Annotated in this window: 23 protein-coding genes; 14 read left to right on the top strand and 9 right to left on the bottom strand. The window is 59.8% G+C overall.

The features are described from left to right. The first annotated feature begins 7 nt into the window (after positions 1 to 7). On the top strand, positions 8 to 784 hold the full coding sequence (locus DOM32_RS16095; RefSeq protein WP_110636392.1) for a DeoR/GlpR family DNA-binding transcription regulator: 777 nt from the start codon (positions 8 to 10) through the stop codon (positions 782 to 784). Between the two features lie 29 nt (positions 785 to 813). Next, positions 814 to 2,673: a glutamine--fructose-6-phosphate transaminase (isomerizing) gene (gene glmS, locus DOM32_RS16090; RefSeq protein ID WP_110636390.1), complete on the top strand. Its 1,860-nt coding sequence runs from the start codon at positions 814 to 816 to the stop codon at positions 2,671 to 2,673. Positions 2,674 to 2,934: 261 nt separating this feature from the next. Here glmS and DOM32_RS16085 read toward each other — a convergent pair whose 3' ends face one another. The 3 genes from DOM32_RS16085 to DOM32_RS16075 all read right to left on the bottom strand — a co-directional run bounded on the left by DOM32_RS16085 (position 2,935) and on the right by DOM32_RS16075 (position 6,069). Further along, positions 2,935 to 3,771: an MBL fold metallo-hydrolase gene (locus tag DOM32_RS16085; protein WP_157957105.1), complete on the bottom strand. Its 837-nt coding sequence runs from the start codon at positions 3,769 to 3,771 to the stop codon at positions 2,935 to 2,937. Positions 3,772 to 3,943: 172 nt separating this feature from the next. Continuing rightward, a complete protein-coding gene (locus DOM32_RS16080; protein WP_110636384.1) occupies positions 3,944 to 5,020 on the bottom strand; it encodes a CobW family GTP-binding protein in 1,077 nt (358 codons plus the stop codon). Between the two features lie 110 nt (positions 5,021 to 5,130). Then, a complete protein-coding gene (locus tag DOM32_RS16075; RefSeq protein ID WP_110636381.1) occupies positions 5,131 to 6,069 on the bottom strand; it encodes an oxidoreductase in 939 nt (312 codons plus the stop codon). A 422-nt stretch (positions 6,070 to 6,491) separates the two neighbouring features. Between DOM32_RS16075 and DOM32_RS16070 the strand changes: the two genes are divergently transcribed. From DOM32_RS16070 to DOM32_RS16060, 3 genes are all read left to right on the top strand, one after another. Then, complete coding sequence (locus DOM32_RS16070; protein WP_110636378.1) at positions 6,492 to 7,067, top strand: hypothetical protein; 576 nt, start codon at positions 6,492 to 6,494, stop codon at positions 7,065 to 7,067. A 261-nt stretch (positions 7,068 to 7,328) separates the two neighbouring features. After that, complete coding sequence (locus DOM32_RS16065; RefSeq protein ID WP_110636375.1) at positions 7,329 to 7,757, top strand: phage holin family protein; 429 nt, start codon at positions 7,329 to 7,331, stop codon at positions 7,755 to 7,757. Beyond that, entirely contained in the window at positions 7,754 to 8,893 is a 1,140-nt protein-coding gene (locus tag DOM32_RS16060) for a DUF3618 domain-containing protein (RefSeq protein ID WP_110636372.1), read from the top strand. Before DOM32_RS16065 ends, DOM32_RS16060 begins: the two co-directional genes overlap by 4 nt. A 144-nt stretch (positions 8,894 to 9,037) precedes the next feature. Here DOM32_RS16060 and mltA read toward each other — a convergent pair whose 3' ends face one another. After that, complete coding sequence (gene mltA / locus DOM32_RS16055; RefSeq protein ID WP_110636369.1) at positions 9,038 to 10,168, bottom strand: murein transglycosylase A; 1,131 nt, start codon at positions 10,166 to 10,168, stop codon at positions 9,038 to 9,040. 181 nt (positions 10,169 to 10,349) lie between these two features. Here mltA and pdxY point away from each other — a divergent pair, with 181 nt between their 5' ends. From pdxY to DOM32_RS17825, 7 genes are all read left to right on the top strand, one after another. Continuing rightward, positions 10,350 to 11,222 carry a pyridoxal kinase PdxY gene (gene pdxY / locus DOM32_RS16050; RefSeq protein WP_110636366.1) on the top strand — a complete coding sequence of 291 codons (873 nt, stop codon included), beginning with the start codon at positions 10,350 to 10,352 and terminating at the stop codon, positions 11,220 to 11,222. Further along, on the top strand, positions 11,203 to 12,090 hold the full coding sequence (locus DOM32_RS16045; RefSeq protein ID WP_110636362.1) for a DUF72 domain-containing protein: 888 nt from the start codon (positions 11,203 to 11,205) through the stop codon (positions 12,088 to 12,090). The genes pdxY and DOM32_RS16045 overlap by 20 nt, the downstream gene beginning before the upstream one ends. Positions 12,091 to 12,262: 172 nt before the next feature. Continuing rightward, complete coding sequence (locus DOM32_RS16040; protein WP_110636359.1) at positions 12,263 to 12,664, top strand: MerR family transcriptional regulator; 402 nt, start codon at positions 12,263 to 12,265, stop codon at positions 12,662 to 12,664. A 498-nt stretch (positions 12,665 to 13,162) separates the two neighbouring features. Beyond that, positions 13,163 to 13,480 (top strand): hypothetical protein, encoded by a 318-nt coding sequence (locus DOM32_RS17830; RefSeq protein WP_157957104.1) that lies wholly within the window; start codon positions 13,163 to 13,165, stop codon positions 13,478 to 13,480. A 122-nt stretch (positions 13,481 to 13,602) separates the two neighbouring features. After that, positions 13,603 to 15,285 (top strand): ATP-dependent nuclease, encoded by a 1,683-nt coding sequence (locus DOM32_RS16035; RefSeq protein WP_110636356.1) that lies wholly within the window; start codon positions 13,603 to 13,605, stop codon positions 15,283 to 15,285. Between the two features lie 111 nt (positions 15,286 to 15,396). Then, positions 15,397 to 16,245, top strand: a complete 849-nt coding sequence (locus DOM32_RS16030) for a TIR domain-containing protein (RefSeq protein ID WP_110636353.1) — start codon at positions 15,397 to 15,399, stop codon at positions 16,243 to 16,245. Positions 16,246 to 16,488: 243 nt separating this feature from the next. Then, positions 16,489 to 16,866: a hypothetical protein gene (locus DOM32_RS17825; protein WP_157957103.1), complete on the top strand. Its 378-nt coding sequence runs from the start codon at positions 16,489 to 16,491 to the stop codon at positions 16,864 to 16,866. Between the two features lie 20 nt (positions 16,867 to 16,886). Here DOM32_RS17825 and DOM32_RS16020 read toward each other — a convergent pair whose 3' ends face one another. After that, a complete protein-coding gene (locus DOM32_RS16020; RefSeq protein WP_338095138.1) occupies positions 16,887 to 17,024 on the bottom strand; it encodes a hypothetical protein in 138 nt (45 codons plus the stop codon). Positions 17,025 to 17,159: 135 nt separating this feature from the next. Here DOM32_RS16020 and DOM32_RS16015 point away from each other — a divergent pair, with 135 nt between their 5' ends. Then, positions 17,160 to 17,402, top strand: coding sequence for a type II toxin-antitoxin system Phd/YefM family antitoxin (locus DOM32_RS16015; RefSeq protein ID WP_009722422.1), 243 nt, complete (start codon positions 17,160 to 17,162; stop codon positions 17,400 to 17,402). Continuing rightward, positions 17,399 to 17,662, top strand: coding sequence for a Txe/YoeB family addiction module toxin (locus DOM32_RS16010; protein ID WP_110636347.1), 264 nt, complete (start codon positions 17,399 to 17,401; stop codon positions 17,660 to 17,662). Before DOM32_RS16015 ends, DOM32_RS16010 begins: the two co-directional genes overlap by 4 nt. Positions 17,663 to 17,753: 91 nt before the next feature. On the opposite strand, the gene DOM32_RS16005 is transcribed toward DOM32_RS16010, so the two are convergent. The 4 genes from DOM32_RS16005 to DOM32_RS15990 all read right to left on the bottom strand — a co-directional run bounded on the left by DOM32_RS16005 (position 17,754) and on the right by DOM32_RS15990 (position 23,355). Further along, positions 17,754 to 18,665, bottom strand: coding sequence for a hydroxymethylglutaryl-CoA lyase (locus DOM32_RS16005; RefSeq protein WP_110636344.1), 912 nt, complete (start codon positions 18,663 to 18,665; stop codon positions 17,754 to 17,756). A gap of 1 nt (position 18,666) precedes the next feature. Continuing rightward, positions 18,667 to 20,757, bottom strand: coding sequence for an acetyl/propionyl/methylcrotonyl-CoA carboxylase subunit alpha (locus DOM32_RS16000; protein ID WP_110636341.1), 2,091 nt, complete (start codon positions 20,755 to 20,757; stop codon positions 18,667 to 18,669). Next, a complete protein-coding gene (locus tag DOM32_RS15995; RefSeq protein WP_110636455.1) occupies positions 20,754 to 21,620 on the bottom strand; it encodes an enoyl-CoA hydratase/isomerase family protein in 867 nt (288 codons plus the stop codon). The genes DOM32_RS16000 and DOM32_RS15995 overlap by 4 nt, the downstream gene beginning before the upstream one ends. Before the next feature lie 127 nt (positions 21,621 to 21,747). Next, the gene (locus tag DOM32_RS15990; protein WP_110636338.1) at positions 21,748 to 23,355 is read right to left on the bottom strand and encodes a carboxyl transferase domain-containing protein; all 1,608 of its coding nucleotides are present in this window, start codon (positions 23,353 to 23,355) and stop codon (positions 21,748 to 21,750) included. Positions 23,356 to 23,382: the final 27 nt, after the last annotated feature.

Raw genomic sequence — 23,382 nt, 5'->3', positions numbered from 1 at the left:
CGACACCATGCCCAAACGCGATACCGCCCAGCGCCGTCATGCCATCCTTGCCTACGTCAACGAACACGGGGAAACCCCGGTCGAGACGTTGGCGAGCCGCTTCGCGATCTCCGAAGTCACCGTTCGCAAGGATCTCAACACGCTGGAGCGCAGCGGCCTGCTGCTGCGCCGCTACGGCGGCGCCGCGCCGTTGCCCCAGGAGATGCTGAGCGAGCCGTTGCAGACCCTGTCACCGTACAAGCAGGCCATTGCCCAGGCGGCACGAGCACGCATTCGCGAGCACAACCGGATCATCGTCGACAGCGGCACCACCACCGCCGCGCTAATCGGCGAGCTGGGCGGCCTGCGCGGATTGGTAGTGATGACCAACTCGCTCGCCGTGGCCGGCGCGCTGCGCGAGCTGGAGTCGGAACCGGCGCTGCTGATGACCGGCGGGACCTGGGATCCGCATTCGGAATCCTTCCAGGGTCAGGTCGCCGAGCAGGTACTGCGAGCCTACGACTTCGATCAACTCTTCGTCGGCGCCGACGGCATCGACCTCGAACGCGGCACCACCACCTACAACGAACTGTTCGGCCTGACCCGCGTCATGGCCGAGGTCGCCCGCGAGGTGGTGGTGATGGTAGAGGCCGACAAGATCGGTCGCCGTATCCCCAATCTGGAACTGCCCTGGGCGCGCATCGACACGCTGGTCACCGACTGGCGAATCGACGATGACGCGGCGGCGGCCATCGAACGCCAGGACGTGACGCTGGTGGTCGCCGAATCGCCCGCCGAGCGGTAAGAAAAAACGGACTCAGAAAGGAATCGACTATGTGTGGAATCGTCGCCGCGCTGGCTGCGCGCAACGTGCAGGGCATCCTGCTGGAAGGGCTCAAGCGGCTCGAATATCGCGGCTACGACAGCGCCGGCATGGCGGTGTTGAATGCCGGCGGCGAACTGGCCCGCCAGCGTGCCAAGGGCAAGGTCGCCGCGCTCGAGAAGAAGCTCGAACAGGAGGCGCTGACGGGCAGGGTCGGCATCGCGCACACCCGCTGGGCGACCCACGGCAAACCGTCCGAAGTGAACGCTCACCCACATTTGGCGCGCGAGCGGTTGGCGATCGTCCACAACGGCATCATCGAGAACTTCGAGCCGCTCAAGCGCGAACTGGAAGCCGAAGGCGTGGTGTTCGAATCGGAGACCGATACCGAAGTCGTCGCCCACCTGATCGACCGCGCCTTTCGACATCAGGACAGCGCCAATCAGGACGGTGGCGAAACCGGCGGTCTGCTGGCGGCGGTTCAGGCGACACTCGACAGAATCGACGGCGCCTACGCGCTGGCGGTGATGCACGCCGATGCGCCGCGGGAGATCGTCGGCGCTCGCAAGGGCAGCCCGCTGGTGGTCGGCGTGGGCATCGACGAAAACTTCCTCGCCTCCGATGCGCTGGCGCTTTTGCAGGTTACCGACCGCTTCATCTATCTCCAGGAAGGCGACGTGGTGCGCCTGTCCGATGTCAACGGCATCGAGATTTTCGCCGCCGACGGTCAGCCGGCCGAGCGCCCGGTGCATACATTTGAGCACGGCGACAGCGCCGCCAGCCGCGGCGAGTATCGTCACTTCATGCTCAAGGAGATCCACGAGCAGCCCGCCGTGATCGCCGCCACGCTGGAGGGCCGGCTGAGCGGTTCCCACGTGCTCGAAAGCAGCTTCGGTGTCGGCGCCAGGGCGCTGTTCGACCAGGTCAAGCAGGTGCATATCGTCGCCTGCGGCACCAGCTACCACGCTGGCATGGTGGCACGCTACTGGCTGGAGAAGCTGGCGGGCCTGCCGACCACGGTCGAGGTGGCGTCCGAGTATCGCTATCGCGAAGTGGTGGTGCCGGAAAACACCCTGTTCGTCACCCTTTCCCAGTCCGGCGAGACCGCCGATACCCTGGCGGCGCTGCGCTATGCGAAAACGCTCGGCTATCTCGGCACGCTGGCGGTCTGCAACGTGCCCGGCAGCTCTCTGACCCGGGAATCCGATCTGTCGCTGATGACCCAGGCCGGCCCCGAGATCGGCGTCGCCTCCACCAAGGCCTTCACCACCCAGCTCGTCGCCCTGATGCTACTGACGCTCTCGCTGCGCAGGCAGCGCGGCGATGAACGGGAAACGGCGCTGGTTCAGGCACTGCGCGGCCTGCCGGCGATCCTCGACAGCGCGCTCGCCATGGACGGGCCGATTGCCGACCTGTCGGAAGCCTTCGCCGAGAAGCATCACGCGCTGTTCCTGGGTCGTGGCACCCAGTTCCCGATCGCGCTGGAAGGCGCGCTCAAGCTCAAGGAAATTTCCTACATCCACGCCGAAGCGTATCCGGCCGGCGAACTCAAGCACGGCCCGCTGGCGCTGGTCGACGCCGACATGCCGGTGGTCGCCGTCGCGCCCAACGATGAACTGCTGGAGAAGCTCAAGTCCAATCTGCAGGAAGTCCGCGCCCGGGGCGGCGAGCTGTTCGTGTTCGCCGACGAAGGTGTCGCGCTGACCGCCGCCGACAACCTGCGCGTGCTCCACGTACCGGCTGTGGATGAATTGCTCGCCCCCATCGTCTACACCATTCCGCTGCAGTTGCTCTCCTACCACGTCGCCGTGCTCAAGGGCACCGACGTCGACCAGCCGCGCAACCTGGCCAAGAGCGTCACGGTGGAATAGCAAGTCACGGGGAATAGCACATCACGACGGGGCGAGGGAAATCCGTGTATGGCTGTCACAGCATGACAACCAAGATTCGTTCAGCAGGCTTGATGCCGTCGGTAATGTGATTGGTATCCCCAGGAAAGCTCATGGAGAGCGCCATGGGTAACGTCGAGATGAATTCAATCGCTTCTGGATCAGGACGGCTCCTGACATTCCCGAGGAGCCGTCTTTTAACACCCTATGAATCATTCTCGGGATGGATCGATATCGGGCACTTCAGTGTCGATTGTCGGTATCCGTCGGCACCAGTTCATAAGCGATCTCGCCTCGGCGAACCAGACCGGCACCATACGTATGTGAACCCGCAACCCTCGTATCTTCCTCGACCAGGCGCTCGAGAAGTTCCAATCGCGTGGCAACCGCACGCTCGGGGTCCATGTCAGGACGTACACTCCAATGGGGGTAGTGGAATTGGAGTATCGAAGAATGCATGAGATCCGCCCACATCAGCATCCGCTGACCACCGTCCTCGATCATCACGCCGTTATGGCCGGGGGAATGCCCATATAAAGGCACGAATCTCAAACCCGGTGCGATGACGGCATTATCAGGAACGACCTCTATCCGCCCTTCGTACTGCTCGAGCACCACTTTCGTTACTTCATGGTCTCCCGCGTTGCCTTCGGGAACGTCCGATCCGGTCCAGAACGCCATTTCACTTTCACCAATATAAAGTCGCGTATTTGGATAACGGGCTTTACCTCCCGAGGTTAGAAGTCCTCCCGTATGATCCTTATGGAGATGCGTGATGATGATTCCCTCGACGTCTTCAGGCGAGTATCCCATCGATCGTAACTGTTCGGGGGCTTTTCCCCGTTCCGGGCCAGCTTCCTGGCCACACCCTGTATCGATCAGCCACAGATGGTCTTTCCATTCGATAGCGAAGGCATGAAAGGGCTCTTTCGAGGGCCCTTCTGGCGGAAGGCCAGCTTTCTCGTAGAGGTTTCTGCCTTCTTCTGATCGTGCTCCCGGTACAAAATCTGGTGTACATGGATAATAACCATCGAGCAACCAGGTCATTTTGAATTTTCCGATCCGGGTGAACTCCGTCACTTTTGACTCCTTTGATTGATGGATATCGATATCGGTTTTTATCTGCGCTCCAATACTGAATTCGGCGTATGAACGTGAGTAAAAAGTATCGGCACGGCACAGTCCAAGCATATCGATCTGTAGCGTAGTTCAGTCGTCGAGCGATCCAATCCAGCCCAGCTCGCCGTCATCGTCAGCGAGATGCCGCCACCATAACGCTCTCCAGCGATTCTCGTGGAATATCGCGGGTGATGAAGACCAGTCGCGAGCGGCGATCTTCATCCGGCCAGGCCTCGAGCTCCAGCGGTGGGTGGAAGATGTGCTGCACGCCGTGGATGACCGTAGGTCGGTCGCGGCCAGCGATATTCAGAATGCCCTTGATTCGCAGCATGTTCTCGCCCATCAGCGAGAGCATAAGATCCAGCCACGCCTCGAAGCGGGCGAAAACGATGGGTGTCTCGAGGATGAAACAATGAGCACGAATGCGGTCGTCGTGGCGATTGGGATCGGCCACGTCTGCATGTTTCGCCAGCAACGATCCGCCATCGGCCGAGCCGGCAGTGAACGAGAGCCGGGCCATCGCCGGCGGCGAAGACGATGCCAGCCAGCGTTCCAGATCGGGGCGATTGCCATCTGCGGTCGTCAACCCTAGCCCGATCATCGATTCGGAGTCGACTTCACCATGAGTAACCACTTGCTGACGTGCACCGGGGTTGATCTCGGCCAGCCTTGATTGCAACGAATCGAGCGCGATTTTCGCCGCCAGATCCGGTTTGGTAATCAGTAGCCGATCGGCAACCGCAGCCTGTTTTACCGCTTCTGGATGATGATCGAGCGTTGCCGCGCCATGAGCGGCATCGACAATGGTGACGATCCCGTCCAGCCGATACTGGCGCGCGATTTTCGGGTCGGTCATCAAGGTGTGAAGGTTCGGTGCGGGATCGGCCAGCCCGGTGGTCTCGATCACAAGCCGGTCGAACTGGCGCTTGCCTTCGCGCGCATAGCGCCAGGGCGCATCGCGCAGCGTGCGGGCCAGATCGCCGCGAATCGTGCAGCAGAGGCAGCCGCTGTCCAGAGCCACGACTTCGGTCTCGTCGGTGGCGCTGAATAGTTGGTGATCGAGTCCGATCTCACCGAACTCGTTGATGATGACCAGCGTGCGATCCATCGCCGGCTGGCGGACAAGTCGATTGAGCAGCGTCGTCTTGCCGCTACCGAGAAAGCCTGTCAGCAGGGTAACGGGTATTAGCGATCTGGGCGTGGCGGGCATGGAATCTCTTCCGAGCAAAATTTGTTATAAGATAACAAAATTGCCGCCCATAAACGATGACCGCGCACGCGCGAAGCGGCAATACCGACACGTCAAAGGCGAGCCGGTGTCTAGATTTTGCCTGCCGTCGACCACACCGCTCCGGTCAGTTCACACGAAACTGTCCACAGCCGATCTTCCACTGCCTGATCCCTGGCTGCCTTGCTGCGGAAGGCGCGTTTGGGTGCGCCGCGGGTTTCGCTGAAGCCGTCCGGGCCGAAGTAGTCACCGGGGCGCACATCGCCTCCGAGCGCGGCGTGAAGTGTGGGCTTGGCACCTTCGGTGGCGGATTGGCTGAGCAGCGGCATTACCAGCTTGAAGACCTGGCCGGCCAGGGCGCGGCTCTTCACGCCAGCATCGAACAGCGCGGTGCGCGAAAGCCCGGGATGCGCGGCGACGCTGAGAATGCCCCAACCATGGCGGTCGCTCTGCTTCTGCAGCGCCTGGGCGAACAGCAGCATGGCGAGCTTGGATTGCCGATAGGCGCGCCACGGGTCGTAGTGCGTGTCGGTTTTGGCGTCAGAACCGAGATCGTCGAAATCGATCCTGCCGCTGCGATGAGCGAGGCTGGAAAGCTGGACGACGCGTGGCGCTCGGCCGTGGCGGGAAGAGGCCACCAGCAGCGGCAGCAGCAGGCTTGTCAGCAGAAAGTGGCCGAGATAGTTGACGCCGAACTGGCGCTCGAAGCCGTCTTCGGTACGCTCCAGCTTCGGCGGCGCCATGATGCCGGCATTATTGATCAGCCGTTCCAGCGTGGTTTCGCTTTCCCGCAGTCGAGCCGCGAACTGACGCACGGACTCGAGACTATCGAGATCGAGCAGCTCGAAGCGAACGGCGGCACCGGACCGATGCTGGCGAACCGCGTGACAGGCGAGCTTGCCCTTGTCGGGGTGGCGGCCGGCGATGACGACCCGATATCCCGCGCTTGCCAGACCCTTGGCGGTTTCCAGGCCGAGGCCGGCGGTGGCGCCAGTGACAATGGCCAGCGGCGGCGATTCAGCGTCACTCATGGAACCTCTCATCAACGTTTGCTCACCAAGCCTTTTATCAAGCTTGTCATCAAGCTCTTCACCCAGGCCTCTCATCGGTCTTCTCATGACTCTTATTCCCGCCCCCCGTCTGCCTCGGCTGGCCAGGGCAACTGCCGGCGGCGGATCGCGATGAAGAGAAGCTGTTCATCGAAGCGGTCCACCCAGGATAGCGGATAAAGACAAAACAGTCAGATTATTAATTGAAATTAAATATTATCACCAATAGTGGTTTTTACTTTTATTTATATAGCCTATGCGGCTTTATCTTCAATCGGGTTACATTCGACATTAATAATTTAATTGACGTCGAGTCGGTGGGGGCTACTTTGAGAATACGCGTTTCCAATGCGTCAAAGGTTAAAATGTTATTTAACTTTGATCAAATCAGGGAGTCACCTGTCATGGCCAATTCAGAAGAGCAGACGAACCCTCGCACGGCATCCGGTGTTTCCTTGTCGGGCAGCGAGCCGGGTGCCGCGACGGGTTCCGCCGATCGTTCGCCGCAGGGTGACATGCGCGACAAAGGTCGCGAAACGGCTGACGAGATCCGGCAGACGGCGCAGCACAAGGCCGAGGGCGTCTTCGACCAGCAGAAGGGTGTCGCCGCCGATCAGGCGAAGAGCCTGTCTTCAGCCTTCCGCAAGATGGCGCAGGAGCTGGACGATCAGAATCAGGGCTATCTGTCCGGTTACGCCAAGCGCATGGCCGACTGTACCGATACCGCCTCCGAGCGCTTGCGGGACCAGGACATGAACGGGCTAATGGGGCAGGTGCGGGACTACAGCCGCCAGCAGCCGGCACTCTTCATGGGGGGCGCGGTTGCGGCAGGGTTCGTGCTGGCGCGGTTTCTTAACAGCTCCCAGAAGCGTGACGAGACGTCATCACCGCAAGGCAGCGGAAACACCACGTCGGCGAGCATGTCCTCCACGACCGACTCGAGACATGCGAGCGATCATGCCGACAAAGGGCTTTATTGATTATCGAATGGATACTTCGACTCATTGCAGCGTCTTTTAACGCAACCGAAAGTAATCCTGAAGTTGGCGGGCAGCCGATATTTCTCGCCAGCGGTTTTCGCCGATGGGTAACCATCGAGCGTGATTCGCAGGAAGCGGCTGTTGGAAGTGCTTCATTTGGAAGCGCTCATTGAAAGTGATCCATTGGATGCGCTCCTTGAATGAGCGCACGCAGATCAATTCGACACGCCTTGATTCCTTCAAAAGCCAGGGAGGCTAAGTATGGATACTGATAATCGTAATTCGGGAGAAAGCGGCTCGTTCGGCTCGCTGATTTCCAGCCTGACGCACGAAGTGACGGCGCTCGTCCGCGATGAGGTCGAACTCGCCAAGGCGGAAATGCGGGAGAAGGTGTCGCAGGTAACGACGAGCGTCACCTCGATGGCGGTAGCGGGCGGCGTATTGTTGAGCGGCTTTCTCGTCCTGCTGGCCGCGGCCGTGTTCGCGCTGGATACCTTCCTGCAACGGCCCTGGCTTTCCGCGCTGATCGTCGGTGCCATCGTGGTCGTCATCGGCTTCATCATGCTGCAGAGCGCCAAGAAGAAGTTGAAGAGCGCCAATCTGGCACCCAATCGCACCATGGCCAGTTTCAGGAAGGATCAGGACATGGCGAAGAAGCATGAAGGTCAGGTCAAGGAGGAGTTGAAATGAGCGACCAACACGAACAGCGCAAACCCGAAGAGATCGAATCCGACATCAAGCAGCATCGCGAACGTCTCGACGACACGCTGGGACAGATGGAAGAGCGTTTCTCTCCCGAGAAGCTGGTCAATAGCGCCTTCGACTACGTTCGCCACGGAGGCGCCAACGAGTTCGTTTCCAACCTGAGCGGCACGATCAAGAGCAATCCGACGCCGTTTCTCGTCACTAGCATCGGGCTCGGCTGGCTCTTCTGGTCCCAGCGCAACGGCGGCCAGCACGCCTCGTCATCGAACATCCCCAATCGGCGTTACGATCCCTACGCGACATCAACGGCCGGCGAAGCGATGGCGGCCGACGACCTGACATCCGGCATGCCGAACGGCACCCAGGGCACCGATCAGTCTTACGCCCATACCCAGCCCCACACCTCGGGGCACACCGCTGGCGCCGGCGGAAAGGCGCGCCATATGTCGGATAGCGTGAAGGATCGAACCCACGCCATGTCCCACGGGCTGCACGACCAGGCCTCGCGCTTCGGTCATGGCTCCCGTGACGCCATGCATGGCGCTTCCGACCGCGCGCAGAGCTTCAGTCACCAGACTGCGGAGTTCGTCAGGGATCATCCGGTGATGGCCGGCGCGATCGGCATCGCCATTGGTGCCGCGCTGGGCGGGATTCTGCCGTCGACCCGTACCGAGGATCAGCGCCTCGGCGGGCTGCGCGACAAGGCCATCGACCGCGCCTCGCGAGAGGGCGAGCGTTACGCCAACGAAGCGCGTGGCAAGATCCACGAGAAGACCGAGCACCAGAGCGGCGCCGGCCAGGATTCGCGCCAGGGTGGCACGGGCTCACACGAGACTGGCTCGCACAAGACGGCCTCGCACGGAGCGGGTTCGCCCGGATCGAACTCTCATGAAGCGGGCTCGCACGAGACGTCCGGATCCCGTGGCACCCTGGGTTCGGCGGCGACCGGCATGCCCGGCGTCACCGCGGAGGAGATCGACAAGGGGCAGACCGCCGTGCCGCCCACGGCCACGACGCCCGGCTCCGCGAAAGAAGCCACCGATTCGAATCCTCGCCCCACGCCCCTCAAGGGCGGTGGAATGCACAGCGACGATCCGCGTTCGGACGGCAACGACCGTTGATGCACGATTCGACACGTCTCGATAGGGTGGGCCTTCGCGCCCGAATCGAAGCGATGAAGCGCGAATTCACCGGTAGAACCAGAACCGGGAGCCCATTGGCTCCCGGTTTTTTGCGATCTCGAGGCCGGCAAATCCGCGCCGGGCTCAGTCCGTTTTCGGCATCAATACCCACATCTCGCCGCGCTGCTTCATCCGGCTGGCGGCTTCCCCGGCGGCATCGCCGTGGCCCCAGTAGAAGTCCGCCCTGACCGCCCCTTTCACCGCGCTGCCGGTGTCCTGCGCCACCATCAGCCGCTGCAGCGGCTGGTTGGAGAGTGGCTGCGTGGTGGAAAGAAACACCGGCGCGCCCAGCGGGATCTCGTCGGGGTCGACCGCGATGCTGCGCTCGGAAGTCAGCGGCACGCCCAGCGCCCCCACCGGGCCGCTGGTATCGGCCAAGGCCTCGCCGCCCTTGAGCTCGCGGAAGAACACCATGCGCGGGTTGATGTTGAGCATCTCCTCGACCTCGCCCGGATGGCGGCGCGCCCAGTCCCGCACACCGGGCAGCGTGGCCTGGGCCGGGGTAATCTCGCCCCGATCGATCAGGCGTTTGGCGAACGATTTGAACGGCTGGTTGTTGGTGCCCGCATAGGCCACGCGCATGGTGGTGCCATCGGTCAGCTCCACGCGGCCGGAGCCCTGAATCTGCAGGTAGGCCGCTTCCACCGGATCATCGACCCACACCAGCTCCGTGCCGTCGAGATCGCCGCTGCGCATCAGCTCGGCGCGGGTGGGGCCAACGTGGGTGTGCTTCTTCCAGTACTTCGGATACTGGTAGAGCGGCGTCTGGTACGGCCCGCCACGCACGCGGGAACCGCGCAGGATCGGCTCGTAGTAGCCGGTGATCAGCCCGGTGGCGCTGCCGTCGCTGTTGGTGACACGATAGGGCACGAAGCGGGATTCGAAGAAGTTCTGGATCGCCTTGGCATTGAGCGGGTCGACCGATCTGGCGTCTTCACAGACCCCTTTCCATAGCGGTTTGCGCTTCAGCCGCGAACAGCTTTCCTGGAATGCGCTCCACGCCGCCATCGGCTGGTCACGGCTCCAGCCCGGCAGGTTGTGCCAGTTGGTCTTGCGCGCCGGCTGCTCCACCCGCGCCTCCGGACTGCCGCTCGGGGCGGTGGTCACCACCGGGCCGCTGGAACAGCCGGCCACGAGCACGGCGAAAAAGAGACAGGCCAGCAGCGAAGGGAAGTGGCGTGATGACGCGAACGGGCGCGGAACGCTGGAGAGCATGCAGATTCGATCCTTGAACACGATGCAGTCGGAAAGGTGGACAAACCGTCGATAAAAACTGAAGCGAGCATATCGCCGCCGCTCGATGGCGTCGAGTCGGCGGTTCGATCCGCCAAATCCCTGCAAGTTCGCTCGCCGGCGCATTACACTGTGCCCTTTGCCTTCGCCGCAGGATCGTCTCATGACCCATGTCATCTCCATCCAGAGCCACGTCGCCTATGGCTATGTCGGCAATCGTGCGGCGGTGTTCCCGCTGCAGCGGCTGGGGCTGGAAGTCACCGCCATCAACACCGTCCAGTTCTCCAACCACACAGGCTACGGCGCCTTCACCGGCGATGTCTTCAGCCCCGATCACCTCAGGAACGTGCTGGACGGCGTCGAATCGCTGGTCGGGCTCGACGGCGTCGATGCCGTGCTTTCCGGCTACATGGGCGACGAAGGTATCGGCCGCGCCGTGCTGGATAGCGTCGACCGCGTCAAGCAGGCCAACCCGGAAGCGCTCTACTGCTGCGACCCGGTGATGGGCGATATCGGCCGCGGCTTCTTCGTGCGCGAAGGCATTCCCGAATGGATGCGCGACCACGCCATCGCTCGTGCCGATATCGTCACCCCCAACCAATTCGAGCTCGCCTTCCTCGCCGGGCGCCAGATCGACACGCTGGAAGACGCGCTCGATGCCGCCGCCGCCCTGCGCGCCAAGGGCCCCAAGGTCGTATTGATCACCTCGCTGGAAGTCGCCGGGGACGACGAGGGCCATATCGGCATGCTGGTCGATGCCGAAAGCGGCAGCTGGCGGATCGCCACCCCCAAGGTGGATTTCGCCATTCCGCCCAACGGCGCCGGCGACTTCACCGCCGCCATGTTTCTCGCCCACAGCCTGCGCGCCGGCCTCACCGAAGAAGGCCCCGCCCGCGCCCTGGAGCAGACCGCCGCCGCCGTGCAGATGCTGTTCGAACACACCCGCCGCGCCGGCACCCGCGAACTGGCCGTGATCGCCGCGCAGCAGGATATTGTTTCGCCGACGGTGACCTTGCATGCCGAACGCCTTAGATAGCCTCGCCACGGCCCCTCAGCCGCCGCTCTACCTGGGCATGGCGATGTGGGCCAACGCCGACTGGCAAGGCTCCCTGCTGCCCGCTCATGGCGATGTGGACCTGCGCGACTACGCCAGCGTGTTTAACGCCGTGGAGGGCAACACCACCTTCTACAGCGGCATACCCAAGGCGGAAACCGTCGCCGCCTGGGCCGAACAGGCTCCCGAGACCTTCCGCTTCTGCTTCAAGCTGCCCAGCCAGCTGACCCATGCCAAACGCCTGCGCGATATCATTGAGGAGTTCGAACGCTTCATCGAGCGGCTCTCGCCACTGAAGGATCGGCTCGGCCCGATCATGGTTCAGCTACCGCGGGATTTCGGCCAAGCAGAGCTGCCCGCGCTGGAGCGATTGCTCACTCACTGGCCGCGGGAGATACCCCGCGCAGTCGAGGTCCGGCATAGTGATTTTTTCCACAAAGGGGCCGCGGAACAGGCATTCAACCGCTTGTTGATAAGTCAAGACGCCAATCGTGTAATGCTCGACGTGCGTGCGCTCTTTGCCACACCCCCAGGACTTGACAACCGGCTCGCCAAGGCGCAAGGCGAAAAGCCCAAAGTCCCATTACACGTGCTCTGCACGGCGGTCAATCCCATTATTCGCTTTATCGGGCACTTCGACGAATCCATTAATCACGCCCGTTTCGAACCGTGGATAGAACGCCTCATCCTGTGGATAAAACAGGGGAAAACCCCTTTTCTCTTTGTGCATACACCGGATAACCGACAGGCGCCGGAACTGGCACGAAACTTCTACAACCGGATCGCCGAACGGATCGAATTGCCGCCGTTGGCGGAGTTTCCCGGTGAGCGACAGGAATCGCTGTTTTAGCCAAATCTGAAACAGGCTGTTGATAAACCGTTCGGTATGTTTCGCTCCCAACCGGATCTCGACACGCGCCGTCGCCAATCTTCACGACCGCCAAAAACCGCGAATAAAGTTGATCTTCACGTAAAGGTCAAATAGCGCTAGGGTGGGGAAAATCAGAAAAGAGAATAATGCCGTGTCCGGCCAGACTTACGCCATTGGCGAACTTGCGCAACACTTCGATGTGACCACCCGCACCATCCGCTTCTACGAGCAGGAAGGCCTGCTCTCCCCCGAGCGGCGCGGCAAGACCCGCGTCTACCACGAGAAGGACCGCGTCCGCCTCAAGCTCGCCCTGCGCGGCAAGCGTCTCGGCTTCTCGCTGATCGAAATCCGTGAAGTGCTCGATCTCTATGACACCCGCCACGACGGCAGTGTTCGCCAACTTGAGCGCCTGCTCGAGATCCTCGCCGACAAACGCGCCAACCTCGAACGCCAACTGGAAGACATCCGCATCATGCAGCGCGAACTCGACCAGGTCGAAGAGCGGTGCAAGGGTGCGCTAGGAGAGTTGAGGGCGGCGGAAACACGTTCCTGAGCATGGTGTGCCACGGCAAGCGGCCGGGCACAGTCCTCATCTGCCGACCCCTACGAGATAGAACCTTTAAGCCACAACTGCTTGGCTGATGCTTTCGTTGGCGTTGCCTGCCATGTAACGGTTGGTTACTGTGAACGAGACGTCACAACATATGGGTTACCTGGTCAAAAAGGCTCAGAAACTGCCCGCGGAGATGATGCGCGCCAGCATCATGCTGCGTGGTGGGCGGTAGCGTGCCTGTTTTCGCTAAAAGGCAACCGAACGACCCTTCATCAAATGACTGTATCTATGCACAGTCATATCGGACCGAGCAAAACGCGCGAGCACGCGAATTCTGCAAAGCACGCCTAATTATTATGAGAGCTCTTTAAAATCAATGCGCTAAGCGTGAAAGAGCATTCTAGATAAGGTTCTTGAACGCGCGAGCTTGTGAAAGTGGCAAAGCGAGCGGGCTATCTAATACCTGTTAAGTTTTCCGTTCATCAGCCAGGAGGCAACATGGGAACATACTTTACGAGTTCAGGGTTCAGTAGCTGTGAAGTGGGCGGTTTTGTTGCTTCTGCTTTGCTTCACGATCTGAGGGTCAACAACTTTACGTTTACAAACTTTCCAGAAGTTGATGTCGCTTGGGACGATAAGAATTTTCACATCACTCTAAAGGTTCAAGGAGCTAGCAGCTCAACCTTCAGTCTTGATTATGAAACTGTTAAATCTGAGGTTAAGCGCTTTAGAGATAAAAAGGATGCAAGCGCCCAGGTTTTCGATGTCATCCAAAAGCATGCTGCTGAGTTAGAGGCTGCGGTAGCAAGAACTTAACAATCGCAGGCACGGCGACGGCTTTTTCGTTGCGGCTTCGCCTACGCTACAAAGCCGCACATGCTGCAGGCGTCAGATTTTCGGAGCAGCGAGCCAGAAAGTTTGATTTAAGGAATAGATTTATGTCAGAAAGTTTTAGCAAGCCATCAGCTTCGATCAGTGGATTAGTATTCTCTGGCGGCGATACGTTTGCGCTTAAGAAAGACGAAAAGGTTATTATCGTCGGCCCCAATAATAGCGGAAAATCTCAATCACTTCGTGAAATACTTTCTATATGCGAAAATGGAGTTAAGCCGAACAATCTCGTTGTTACTAATTTAACCGTCTCCAAATCAGGTGGTGTCGAAGAATTGCGTAAATTTTTAGCCGATAATGCTGATTTAGTAGGCGAGATGTATCGATTTGAAGATTGGCAGATAAGAGAAAACTTACTTCAATTTTGGGGGCAGCCTTTCCTGACTCGGGGCATGGCTGGCGGATTCATAAGGAAAATCGCCGCTGATGATCGCTTAAGAATCTGCGATCAACAAAATAGCATCGCTCCTGGAGATCAAAAATCCAAACCGCAGCATATCCTTTATGACGATGAAGTTCTTATGGATAAAATAAGTGAACTTTTTAGTCGCGCATTTGGGAAAGAACTCATGTTCGACTTCCGTGGGGGGAGTAAGCTTCCAATTCACGTAGGAGAAACTCCTGATATAGAGAACGTAACTGATCGAGTTAGTAATCTTTATGTAAGTGCTGTGCGAGAGAATCCGTTGCTTGATAAGCAGGGGGACGGAATGAAAAGTTATGCAGGTATACTTTTTGATGCCATTGTTGCAAATCGAGATATAACACTGATCGACGAGCCAGAGGCTTTTTTGCATCCACCCCAAATGCGTCGCCTAGGAGAGACTCTAGCTGCAGAAGTTAAGGGACAGTTGCTTGTGGCGACGCATAGCAGTGACATTATGCGAGGTTTTTTAGAAGGTACGCAAGGTAATGTCCGTATTTTTCGACTCCGTCGTGAGGGAAGTGCGAACTTAGTTTCTGAAGCATCTCCCGATGTGATTAAGGAGCTTTGGGAAAAGCCTGAGCTTCGTTATTCAAATGCTCTTGAAGGTGTTTTTCACGAGCAAACGGTTATTTGTGAAGATGATAGTGACTGTCGTCTAATAAACTGTGTGGCAGATCATTTATCCTCTTCCTCAGAAAGTGTATGGCAGGACACTTCTTACGTTCCCACTGGTGGAAAGCATGGAGTTCCTAAAGTTGCAACAGTGTTACGTAAAATCGGGGTTCCAATAAAGGCAGTTTTTGACATTGATTTTTTGTCAGAACGCAGCTTAGTAGAAGCTACAGTCGGAGCATTTGGAGGTTCATGGGAATCTATAGAGCCGCTTTGGCGTCGTGTTGACGCGGCTGTTAGAGAAGGAATAAAGCCAAAATCAGCAGAAGAAATAAAAAGTGAAATTACTGCACTTTTAGAAAAAGCAGAGCCAGAAAAACTACCGAAAGGTGACGTAATAGAAGCGATGAAGCAAGGAAAACCTTGGGCTGAAGTGAAAAAATATGGTTCGCGTGGTATACCGAGAGGAGAAGCGCAGAAAGACTATGGCGCTCTTAAGGAGAGGCTAGAACAGATAGGTATATATCTTGTGCCAGTTGGTGAAATAGAGAATTTTTGCCCAGAAATTGGCAGTCATGGCCCGAAATATGTCACCAAGCTTTTATCCTCAATACCGCTAAATGATGATCGCTTGGAGGACCTTAGAAGGTTTGTTGAGACAGTACACAAAGGGCGCCATGCTGTTATATAAATTTTAAAGATATAAAAAATATAACAAACGCATGTTGTTGGACTGGTTTTCCGCTGCGCTCCAAACCATCCGCAAATGCGGGCATTAAAAGTAAAAGGAGATTCAGCACAAGTGTTCTATCAAGTCTTAATTGAAACATCTGAAAAAGTCGGAAAGAGCGGAAACTACAAGCAACTTTTCGAGCTAGATAAAGATAATCTGATCGAAATCGAAAACGATGTGGTCATCCCTTATCTAAAGGGAAATAGGTTTCAGTTTGACGGTTACTTTGTAAATGCAAGTGAAGTCAAGCGCATCGTTGTAAAAGAGACCGAGCGAACTACAGAAGAGTTGTCGAAATATGAAAATAGAAATATGTCTCCAGGTATTATCATGTTTGTATCTCGAGAAGATGTTGTAAGTTACGACAGGTACACTAAAGATATAACAAAACAAGTATTTTCTAGTGCAGAAGAAAGAATTAAGTCCAATCCAGTCGAAACCAACACCAAGGAAACTGCGGAAATTGAGTTCGATGTGACCAAGGTATTTATCGTACATGGCCACGATGATCTAGCCAAAATAGAGGTTGCAAGATTCATAGAGAAAATGGATTTTGAACCAATTGTTATACACGAACAAGCCAGTTCAGGCAGCACAATAATCGAAAAGATAGAAAAATATTCAAATGTTGGTTTTGGGGTGGTTTTGTATACGCCTTGCGACTTGGGCGCAAAATCATCCTCAAAACCAGATTTGAGATCTAGGGCTCGCCAGAATGTTGTTTTTGAACATGGGTTCTTAAATGGAAAACTTGGGCGCCATAATGTATGTGCCTTGGTTAAAGGTGATGTAGAAACTCCAAACGATATATCGGGGGTTGTTTATGTCCCAATGGATGATCATGGAGCGTGGAAGTTGGCACTAGCCAAAGAAATGCGTAATTCTGGTTATGAAGTCGACATGAACAAAGTAGTATAAACACTTAACAGGCGCGTCAATTGGGACTGGTTTTCCGCTGGCGCTCCAAACCAGCCCATTACGCAGGCGTTAAGTGTCACCAAGAATGAGAGATCCGTTTCATATTCAGCAAGATGGGCCTGGCCGCTGTTCGCCCTGATTCTTGCGCTTCTCTTCCGCGACCAGATCCTGCAGTTTGGGGCCTTCATCAAGAAGCTGCGGGCCGGGCCTATCGAGGCCGAGTTCGAGCACGACCTCGAACAGTTGCGTTCGCTGTCTCCACGTCAGGGTAACGTCGTCGGTGTGCGTGCCGGTGAAGAGGAGACATTTCTCAGCGAGCTGGCCGAGCGCCATCCCCGTACGGCGATACTGGAGGCGTGGACTCGACTGGAGCGCGCGGCCCGCACGTCGTTATCGTCGCAGGAAAGCGGCGAGAGTGGCCCGGGTGAGGTATCAGCGGCTCGGTTGCCGGAACTGCTGGTGCGGGCAGGGCTGATCGATCAGCCACAGGTGACGCTGTATCACGAGCTTCGGCGTCTGCGTCGCGAGGTGGCTCGCGACCTGGAACCGACGAAAGAAGCAGCGCAAAACTATGTTGAGTTGTCTCGCGCGCTTCAATCCCAGCTAGATCGCGGAGCCTAGAGTGGTCGACCCGAGAATGACTAGCGCGCCGCCAACGCCACGCCCACCTTCGACCGATTCGGCTTGCCGATGGTTTGTGTTATCCACATCCCTGTCTCTGCCAAGTTATCCAGGTCCACGCCGCTGTCGATGCCGAGGCCGTTGAGCAGGTAGATCACGTCTTCCGTGGCGACATTGCCGGTGGCGCCTTCGGTATAGCGTCATTGGTAATGGCTAATGACACGAATCGTTCGTCTTGACGTACGTACCTAAAGGCGTACATTGATGTCAGTTGAACAAGCAGGAGGTGCGTCATGACCGGAATCACAGCCACTGAGGCGCGTAGCAATCTCTATCGGTTGATCGATGAAACCGCCGAATCCCACCAACCCATCGTCATCATGGGGAAGCGGAACAAAGCGGTGCTGGTTTCCGAAGAAGACTGGTCTGCCATTCAGGAAACGCTTTATCTGCTCTCCGTGCCAGGTATGCGGGAGTCGATTCGAGAGGGGATGGATACCTCCGTGGATGAATGCGATGAGGAGCTGGACTGGTGACATGGCGGTTGGTTTACACCAAGCAAGCCCAGAAAGACGCGAAGAAACTGGCCTCCAGCGGTCTCAAGCCCAAAGCTCAGGAACTATTGGCATTAATTGCGGAAGACCCTTATCGCAAGCCGCCTCCGTTTGAGAAGCTTATTGGTGATCTTGCGGGAGCCTATTCACGCCGCATCAATATTCAACATCGCCTGGTCTATCAAGTGATCGAAGACGAGCGGGTGGTGAAGGTTCTCAGGCTCTGGAGCCACTACGAATAATTCATGACCAGTCGCGGTTGTCTGGCAATGTCTCCACCGCTTGGGTGCCAATCTCGCGTCTGAGCACGGCTTCGTAGATACACGAGCCAAGCTAATGCGATGAGCTGTTTGCTGCCAGCGCCACACCCACCTTCGACCGATTCGGCTTGCCGATGGTTTGTGTTATCCACACCCCTGTCTCTGCCAGCTTATCCAGATCCACGCCGGTCTCGATACCCAGGCCGTTGAGCAGGTAGATCACGTCTTCGGTGGCGACGTTGCCGGTGGCGCCCTTGGCATAGGGGCAGCCGCCGAGGCCGGCGACGGCGCTGTCGATCACGCCGATGCCTTCCTCGAGCACGGCGTAAAGATTGGCCAGCGCCTGGCCGTAAGTGTCGTGGAAGTGGGCGGCGAGCTTGTTTATCGGAATGTCGTACGCGACGGCTTCGAGCAGGCGCTTGGCTTTCAGCGGGGTGCCGACGCCGATGGTGTCGCCGAGCGAAACCTCGTAGCAGCCCATCTCATATAGCGCCTTGGAGACTTCGGCGACCCTGGCCGGGGCGATCTCGCCCTCATACGGGCAGCCGAGCACGCAGGAGACATAGCCGCGCACGCGCACGTTGGCCTGTTTGGCACGTTCGATCACCGGGGCGAAGCGCTCGAGCGATTCGGCGATGGAGCAGTTGATGTTCTTTTGCGAGAAGCTTTCGCTGGCCGCCGCAAAAACGGCGACTTCCTCGACGCCGCACTCCAGCGCGGCTTCCAGCCCTTTCAGATTGGGCGTGAGTGCGGAATAGACCACGCCCGGCCGGCGTCGAATACCGGTCATCACCTCGCGGTGATCCGCCATCTGCGGCACCCACTTGGGCGAGACGAAACTCGCCGCTTCGATCCGTTTGAGTCCCGCCGCGCCGAGCCGGTCGATCAGTTCCAGCTTGACGGCCGTGGCGATGGGTTCGGCTTCGTTCTGCAGCCCGTCCCGCGGGCCGACTTCGACGATACTTACCCGTTTCGGCATTCCCATCTCACATGGCCTCGTTCGTTTCGGTGCTGGCAAACGCCAATAGCTCGTCCCCCTGTGCCACGGCGTCGCCCACCTTGAAGTGAAACGCTTCCACTGCGCCGGCGGCGGGGGCGCTCAGCGTGTGCTCCATCTTCATCGCTTCCACCACCACCAGCGGTGTGCCTTTTTCGACGGGCTGGCCGGATTCGACCAGCAGCGCTACCACGGTGCCGTGCATGGGGGCGGTCAGTTTGGCCTCGACCTCATGCGGAAGATGATCGGCCCGGTCCGAGCGCCGCCAGATCAGGCGGGACTCGAAGCCGGCGGCGGTGAGGATGATCGTTTCGCCCTCGAGAGCAGGATCGATACGTGCCAGCAGGCGACGGCGATGGCCATCCAGCGTGATCGCCACGGCGTCGCCATCGAGCCGCTGCAACTTCCCCTCGTAGTGATTCGACTCTTCTCCAATGCGATTCACGCTCAGTTGCCAGGTCGATTGCGATGAAGAGCGTGTCGCGGTCACGGAAATCGGTGGCGCGCCTTCGGCCTCGGCAAACGCCAGTCGAACGTGCTGCGGGGCGTTGAGCCGCCAGCCGTCGCGGCGGTTCCACAGTGAACGTTCATCGCTGGCTCGATCCAACTGGTCGAGCGCCACCAGCGCGGCGCAGGCGAACTCCCCGTCGGCGACCGGTTCACTCGCGAACAGGTCGTCGTGGTAATGTTCGATAAAGCGGGTGTCGAGCCGGGCGGCGATGAAATCCGGATGCGTCACCAGGCGCTGCAGAAAGCGACGGTTGGTGGTCACGCCGGAGACGTCCAGTGCCGCCAGCGCACGATCCATCTCCGCCAGGGCCTGGCCGCGATCCTCGCCGTGGACGATCAGCTTGGCCAGCATCGGGTCGTAGTGCATCGAGACGTCATCACCGGCTTCGACGCCGCTATCCAGCCGCACGCGATCCGGCGCAAGGCCGCCGGCGTTCGGGTCGAGCCCGAAGCGTTCGAGCGTGCCGGTGGCGGGCAGAAAGTCGTTGTCCGGGTCTTCGGCGTAGAGCCGCGCTTCGATGGCGTGGCCGGTCAGCGTCAGCTCATCCTGGGCTTTGGGTAGCGGCAGCCCGGCGGCCACGCGCAGCTGCCATTCGACCAGATCCTCGCCGGTGATCATCTCGGTCACCGGATGCTCGACCTGCAGGCGAGTGTTCATCTCCATGAAGTAGAAATGCGCCGCTTCGCTCGAAGAGGTTTCAGAGGCGGCATCCAGCAGAAACTCCACCGTCCCGGCGCCGACATAGCCGATCTCCTGAGCGGCGCGGACGGCGGCTTCGCCCATTTGCTGGCGCAGTACGGGGGGCAGGTCGGGGGCCGGGGCTTCTTCCAGCACCTTCTGGTGGCGGCGCTGCACGGAGCAGTCGCGCTCGAACAGGTAGACGCCTTTGCCTTGGCTATCGCAGAACACCTGCACTTCGACGTGGCGCGGCTGGGTCAGGTACTTCTCGATCAGCATCCGTTCGTCACCGAACGCGGCGCGGGACTCCCGGCGGCAGCCGTCGAGCGCGGCCTGGAACTCGCGGTCGGATTCGACCACGCGCATGCCCTTGCCACCGCCGCCAGCGCTGGCTTTCAGCAGCACCGGGTAGCCGATCTTTCCGGCTTCCTCCCTCAGCAGGGCATCGTTCTGCGCCTCGCCGTGGTAGCCGGGCACCAGCGGCACACCAGCATTAAACATGCGCGCCTTGGCCGATGCCTTGTCGCCCATGGCGGCGATGGCGCTGGCCGGCGGGCCGACGAACACGATGCCGGCGGCCTCGCAGGCGGCGACGAACTCGGCGTTTTCGGAGAGAAACCCGTAACCCGGATGAATGGCGTCGGCACCGCTACGCCGGGCGGCCTGGATGACCTTGTCGATATCGAGATAGCTCTCCCGCGCGGGCGCCGGGCCGAGACGCACGGCCTCGTCGGCCTCGCGCACGTGGAGTGCGTTGGCGTCGGCATCGGAATAGACGGCGATGGTGCGAAGTCCCAGGCGGCGGGCGGAGCGCATCACGCGGCAGGCGATCTCGCCGCGATTGGCGATCAGCACCGAACGTAGCGGGCGAGGTGCGTTGGTCAGGCTCATGAGCGCGGTTCCTTATCCGTATTGCCGTCTTTATTCCCGTTGGTGCCACCCGCGCTTTGCCAGGCCGGCGGGCGCTTGTCGAAGAAGGCGGCCAGACCTTCCTGCCCTTCGCGGCTGACCCGCAGCTCGCTGATGGTGCGGCAGGTGCTCTCGCGGGTGGCGTCGCTGTCGGGCTCGCGGGCCACCTCGGCGAGCAGGGCCTTGGTGGTGCGCTGGGCCTGGGGCGAGGCGGCGAGCAGTTGGTCGATCATCTGGTCGATGCGGCCATCCAGTGCGTCGGGATTCGCGTCGGCACCGACGACCTCGTGAACCAGCCCCAACGCCTGCGCGGTGGTGACGTCGATCACCTCGGCGGTCAGCGCGTAGCGGCGCATCTGGCGGGGGCCGATGGCGCGTTGCACGTAGGAGCTGATCACTGCCGGCGAGAGGCCGATACGCACTTCGGAGAGGCAGAATTTGGCCCTGTCGGCGGCGATCACCACATCGCAGCAGGCGGCGAGCCCCACCGCGCCGCCGTAAGCCGCACCCTGCACGCGGCACAGGGTCGGGCAGGGCAGCTCGTCCAGCTGCTGCATCAGCCGCGCCAGCTCGCGGGAATCGGCCAGATTGTCGTCGAAGCCGTAGTCGACCATGCGCTTCATCCAGTTCAGGTCGGCGCCGGCGGAGAAGTGCTTGCCGTTCGAAGCCAGCACCACCAGCCGCACCTCGCCGCGTTCCGCCAGCACGTGCAGCTGTTCCAGATGGGCGTTGAGCTCGCCGATCAACGCATCGTCGAAAGCGTTGTGGACCTCTGGCCGATCCAGCGTCAGCCGCGCGACGCCGCGAGAATCGACAACCAGGCTTGAGTGGGAGACATCCTTCATCATTTCAGAACCTCTCTGATGGGCTGTCAGCGATAAGCTTTAAGCTGTAAGAAAAAACAAAATCCGGCCGTTTCTCAGCATCAATTGGTTAACTCCCGGCTTACGGCTNNGCTTGGCGCGCAGCGCCCTACATCCGGAACACGCCGAAGCGCGTCTCTTCGATCTCGGCATTCATCGCGGCTGACAGCGCCAGGCCGATCACGTCGCGGGTCTGCAGCGGGTCGATCACGCCGTCGTCCCACAGCCGGGCGCTGGCGTAATAGGGGTGGCCCTGGCGTTCGTACTGTTCGCGAATCGGCGCCTTGAAGGCCGCTTCCTCGGCTTCCGGCCAGTCGCTGCCGTCGCGTTCGAGCTGCTCGCGTTTCACCTGGGCCAGCACGTTGGCGGCCTGCTCGCCGCCCATCACCGAGATGCGCGCGTTGGGCCACATGAACAAGAGATTCGGGTCATAGGCGCGGCCGCACATGCCGTAGTTGCCGGCACCGAAGCTGCCACCGATCAGCACGGTGAACTTGGGCACCTTGGCGCAGGCCACGGCGGTGACCAGCTTGGCGCCGTGCTTGGCGATGCCTTCCTGCTCGTACTTGGAGCCGACCATGAAGCCGGTGATGTTCTGCAGAAAGATCAGCGGAATCTGGCGCTGGGCGCAGAGCTCGATGAAGTGCGCGCCTTTCTGGGCGGATTCCGAGAACAGCACGCCGTTGTTGGCGACGATGCCCACCGGATGGCCGCACCAGTGGGCGAAGCCGGTGACCAGGGTGTCGCCGTAGTAGCGCTTGAATTCGTCGAAATCGGAATCGTCCACCAGCCGTGCGATCACCTCGCGCACGTCGTACGGCTTGCGCAGGTCGGTACCGACGATGCCATAGAGCTCGCTCGGATCGAGCCGCGGCGGGCGAGGCTCGCGCATCGCCAACCGGCCGCGCTTGTGCCAGTTGAGCCGGGAGACAGCGCGGCGGGCGAGCTGCAGCGCGTGGGCGTCGTTCTCGGCATAGTGGTCGACCACGCCGCTGATCTTGGCGTGAACGTCGGCGCCGCCCAGATCCTCGGCGCTGATGGTCTCGCCGGTGGCGGCCTTCACCAGCGGCGGCCCGCCGAGAAAGATGGTGCCCTGGCCGCGCACGATGATCGATTCGTCGGCCATCGCCGGCACATAGGCACCGCCGGCGGTGCAGGAGCCCATCACCACGGCGATCTGCGGGATGCCGGCGGCGGAAAGCGTGGCCTGGTTGTAGAAGATGCGGCCGAAGTCGTCATGGTCGGGAAAGACCTCGTCCTGCTCGGGCAGGTAGGCGCCGCCGGAGTCGACCAGGTAGACGCAGGGCAGCCGGTGCTTGCGGGCGATCTCCTGGGCGCGCAGGTGTTTCTTCACCGTTAGCGGGAAGTAGGTGCCGCCCTTGACCGTGGCGTCGTTGGCGACGATCACGCACTCCACGCCGCTGATACGACCGATCCCCGCCACTACGCCGGCGGCGGGCACGGGGGAATCGTAGACCTCGTGCGCCGCCAGCGCGCCGATCTCCAGAAACGCCGAGCCCTCGTCGAGCAGGTGGTCGATCCGATCGCGCACGAACAGCTTGCCGCGAGATTCATGCCGCGCACGGGCCTTGTCGCCACCGCCCCGGGCGATGCTGGCGGTCAGCGTGTGAAGCTTGTCGACCTCCGCCCGCAGCGCCGTCTCGTTGGTCTGAAAGGTGTCCGTGCGGGGGTTGATCTGTGTCGTTAGCACTGCCATGGAATATCCTCTGACGAGCTTCGAGCT

The sequence above is a fragment of the Salinicola salarius genome (genome assembly GCF_003206135.1).
GTDB classification, from domain to species: Bacteria; Pseudomonadota; Gammaproteobacteria; order Pseudomonadales; family Halomonadaceae; genus Salinicola; species Salinicola salarius.
The sequence above is the reverse complement of the archived record's forward strand: the minus strand, read 5'-3'. Positions and strand labels throughout refer to the sequence as shown.

Excerpts from the sequence above, each read along its gene's own strand:
- DOM32_RS16095 (WP_110636392.1), top strand. The coding sequence starts at position 8 with ATGCCCAAACGCGATACCGCCCAGCGCCGTCATGCCATCCTTGCCTAC.
- glmS (WP_110636390.1), top strand. The coding sequence starts at position 814 with ATGTGTGGAATCGTCGCCGCGCTGGCTGCGCGCAACGTGCAGGGCATC.
- DOM32_RS16080 (WP_110636384.1), bottom strand. The coding sequence starts at position 5,020 with ATGCCCGCCACGCCCAGATCGCTAATACCCGTTACCCTGCTGACAGGC.
- DOM32_RS16075 (WP_110636381.1), bottom strand. The coding sequence starts at position 6,069 with ATGAGTGACGCTGAATCGCCGCCGCTGGCCATTGTCACTGGCGCCACC.
- DOM32_RS16070 (WP_110636378.1), top strand. The coding sequence starts at position 6,492 with ATGGCCAATTCAGAAGAGCAGACGAACCCTCGCACGGCATCCGGTGTT.
- DOM32_RS16065 (WP_110636375.1), top strand. The coding sequence starts at position 7,329 with ATGGATACTGATAATCGTAATTCGGGAGAAAGCGGCTCGTTCGGCTCG.
- DOM32_RS16060 (WP_110636372.1), top strand. The coding sequence starts at position 7,754 with ATGAGCGACCAACACGAACAGCGCAAACCCGAAGAGATCGAATCCGAC.
- mltA (WP_110636369.1), bottom strand. The coding sequence starts at position 10,168 with ATGCTCTCCAGCGTTCCGCGCCCGTTCGCGTCATCACGCCACTTCCCT.
- pdxY (WP_110636366.1), top strand. The coding sequence starts at position 10,350 with ATGACCCATGTCATCTCCATCCAGAGCCACGTCGCCTATGGCTATGTC.
- DOM32_RS16045 (WP_110636362.1), top strand. The coding sequence starts at position 11,203 with ATGCCGAACGCCTTAGATAGCCTCGCCACGGCCCCTCAGCCGCCGCTC.
- DOM32_RS17830 (WP_157957104.1), top strand. The coding sequence starts at position 13,163 with ATGGGAACATACTTTACGAGTTCAGGGTTCAGTAGCTGTGAAGTGGGC.
- DOM32_RS16035 (WP_110636356.1), top strand. The coding sequence starts at position 13,603 with ATGTCAGAAAGTTTTAGCAAGCCATCAGCTTCGATCAGTGGATTAGTA.
- DOM32_RS16015 (WP_009722422.1), top strand. The coding sequence starts at position 17,160 with ATGACCGGAATCACAGCCACTGAGGCGCGTAGCAATCTCTATCGGTTG.
- DOM32_RS16005 (WP_110636344.1), bottom strand. The coding sequence starts at position 18,665 with ATGGGAATGCCGAAACGGGTAAGTATCGTCGAAGTCGGCCCGCGGGAC.
- DOM32_RS16000 (WP_110636341.1), bottom strand. The coding sequence starts at position 20,757 with ATGAGCCTGACCAACGCACCTCGCCCGCTACGTTCGGTGCTGATCGCC.
- DOM32_RS15995 (WP_110636455.1), bottom strand. The coding sequence starts at position 21,620 with ATGAAGGATGTCTCCCACTCAAGCCTGGTTGTCGATTCTCGCGGCGTC.
- DOM32_RS15990 (WP_110636338.1), bottom strand. The coding sequence starts at position 23,355 with ATGGCAGTGCTAACGACACAGATCAACCCCCGCACGGACACCTTTCAG.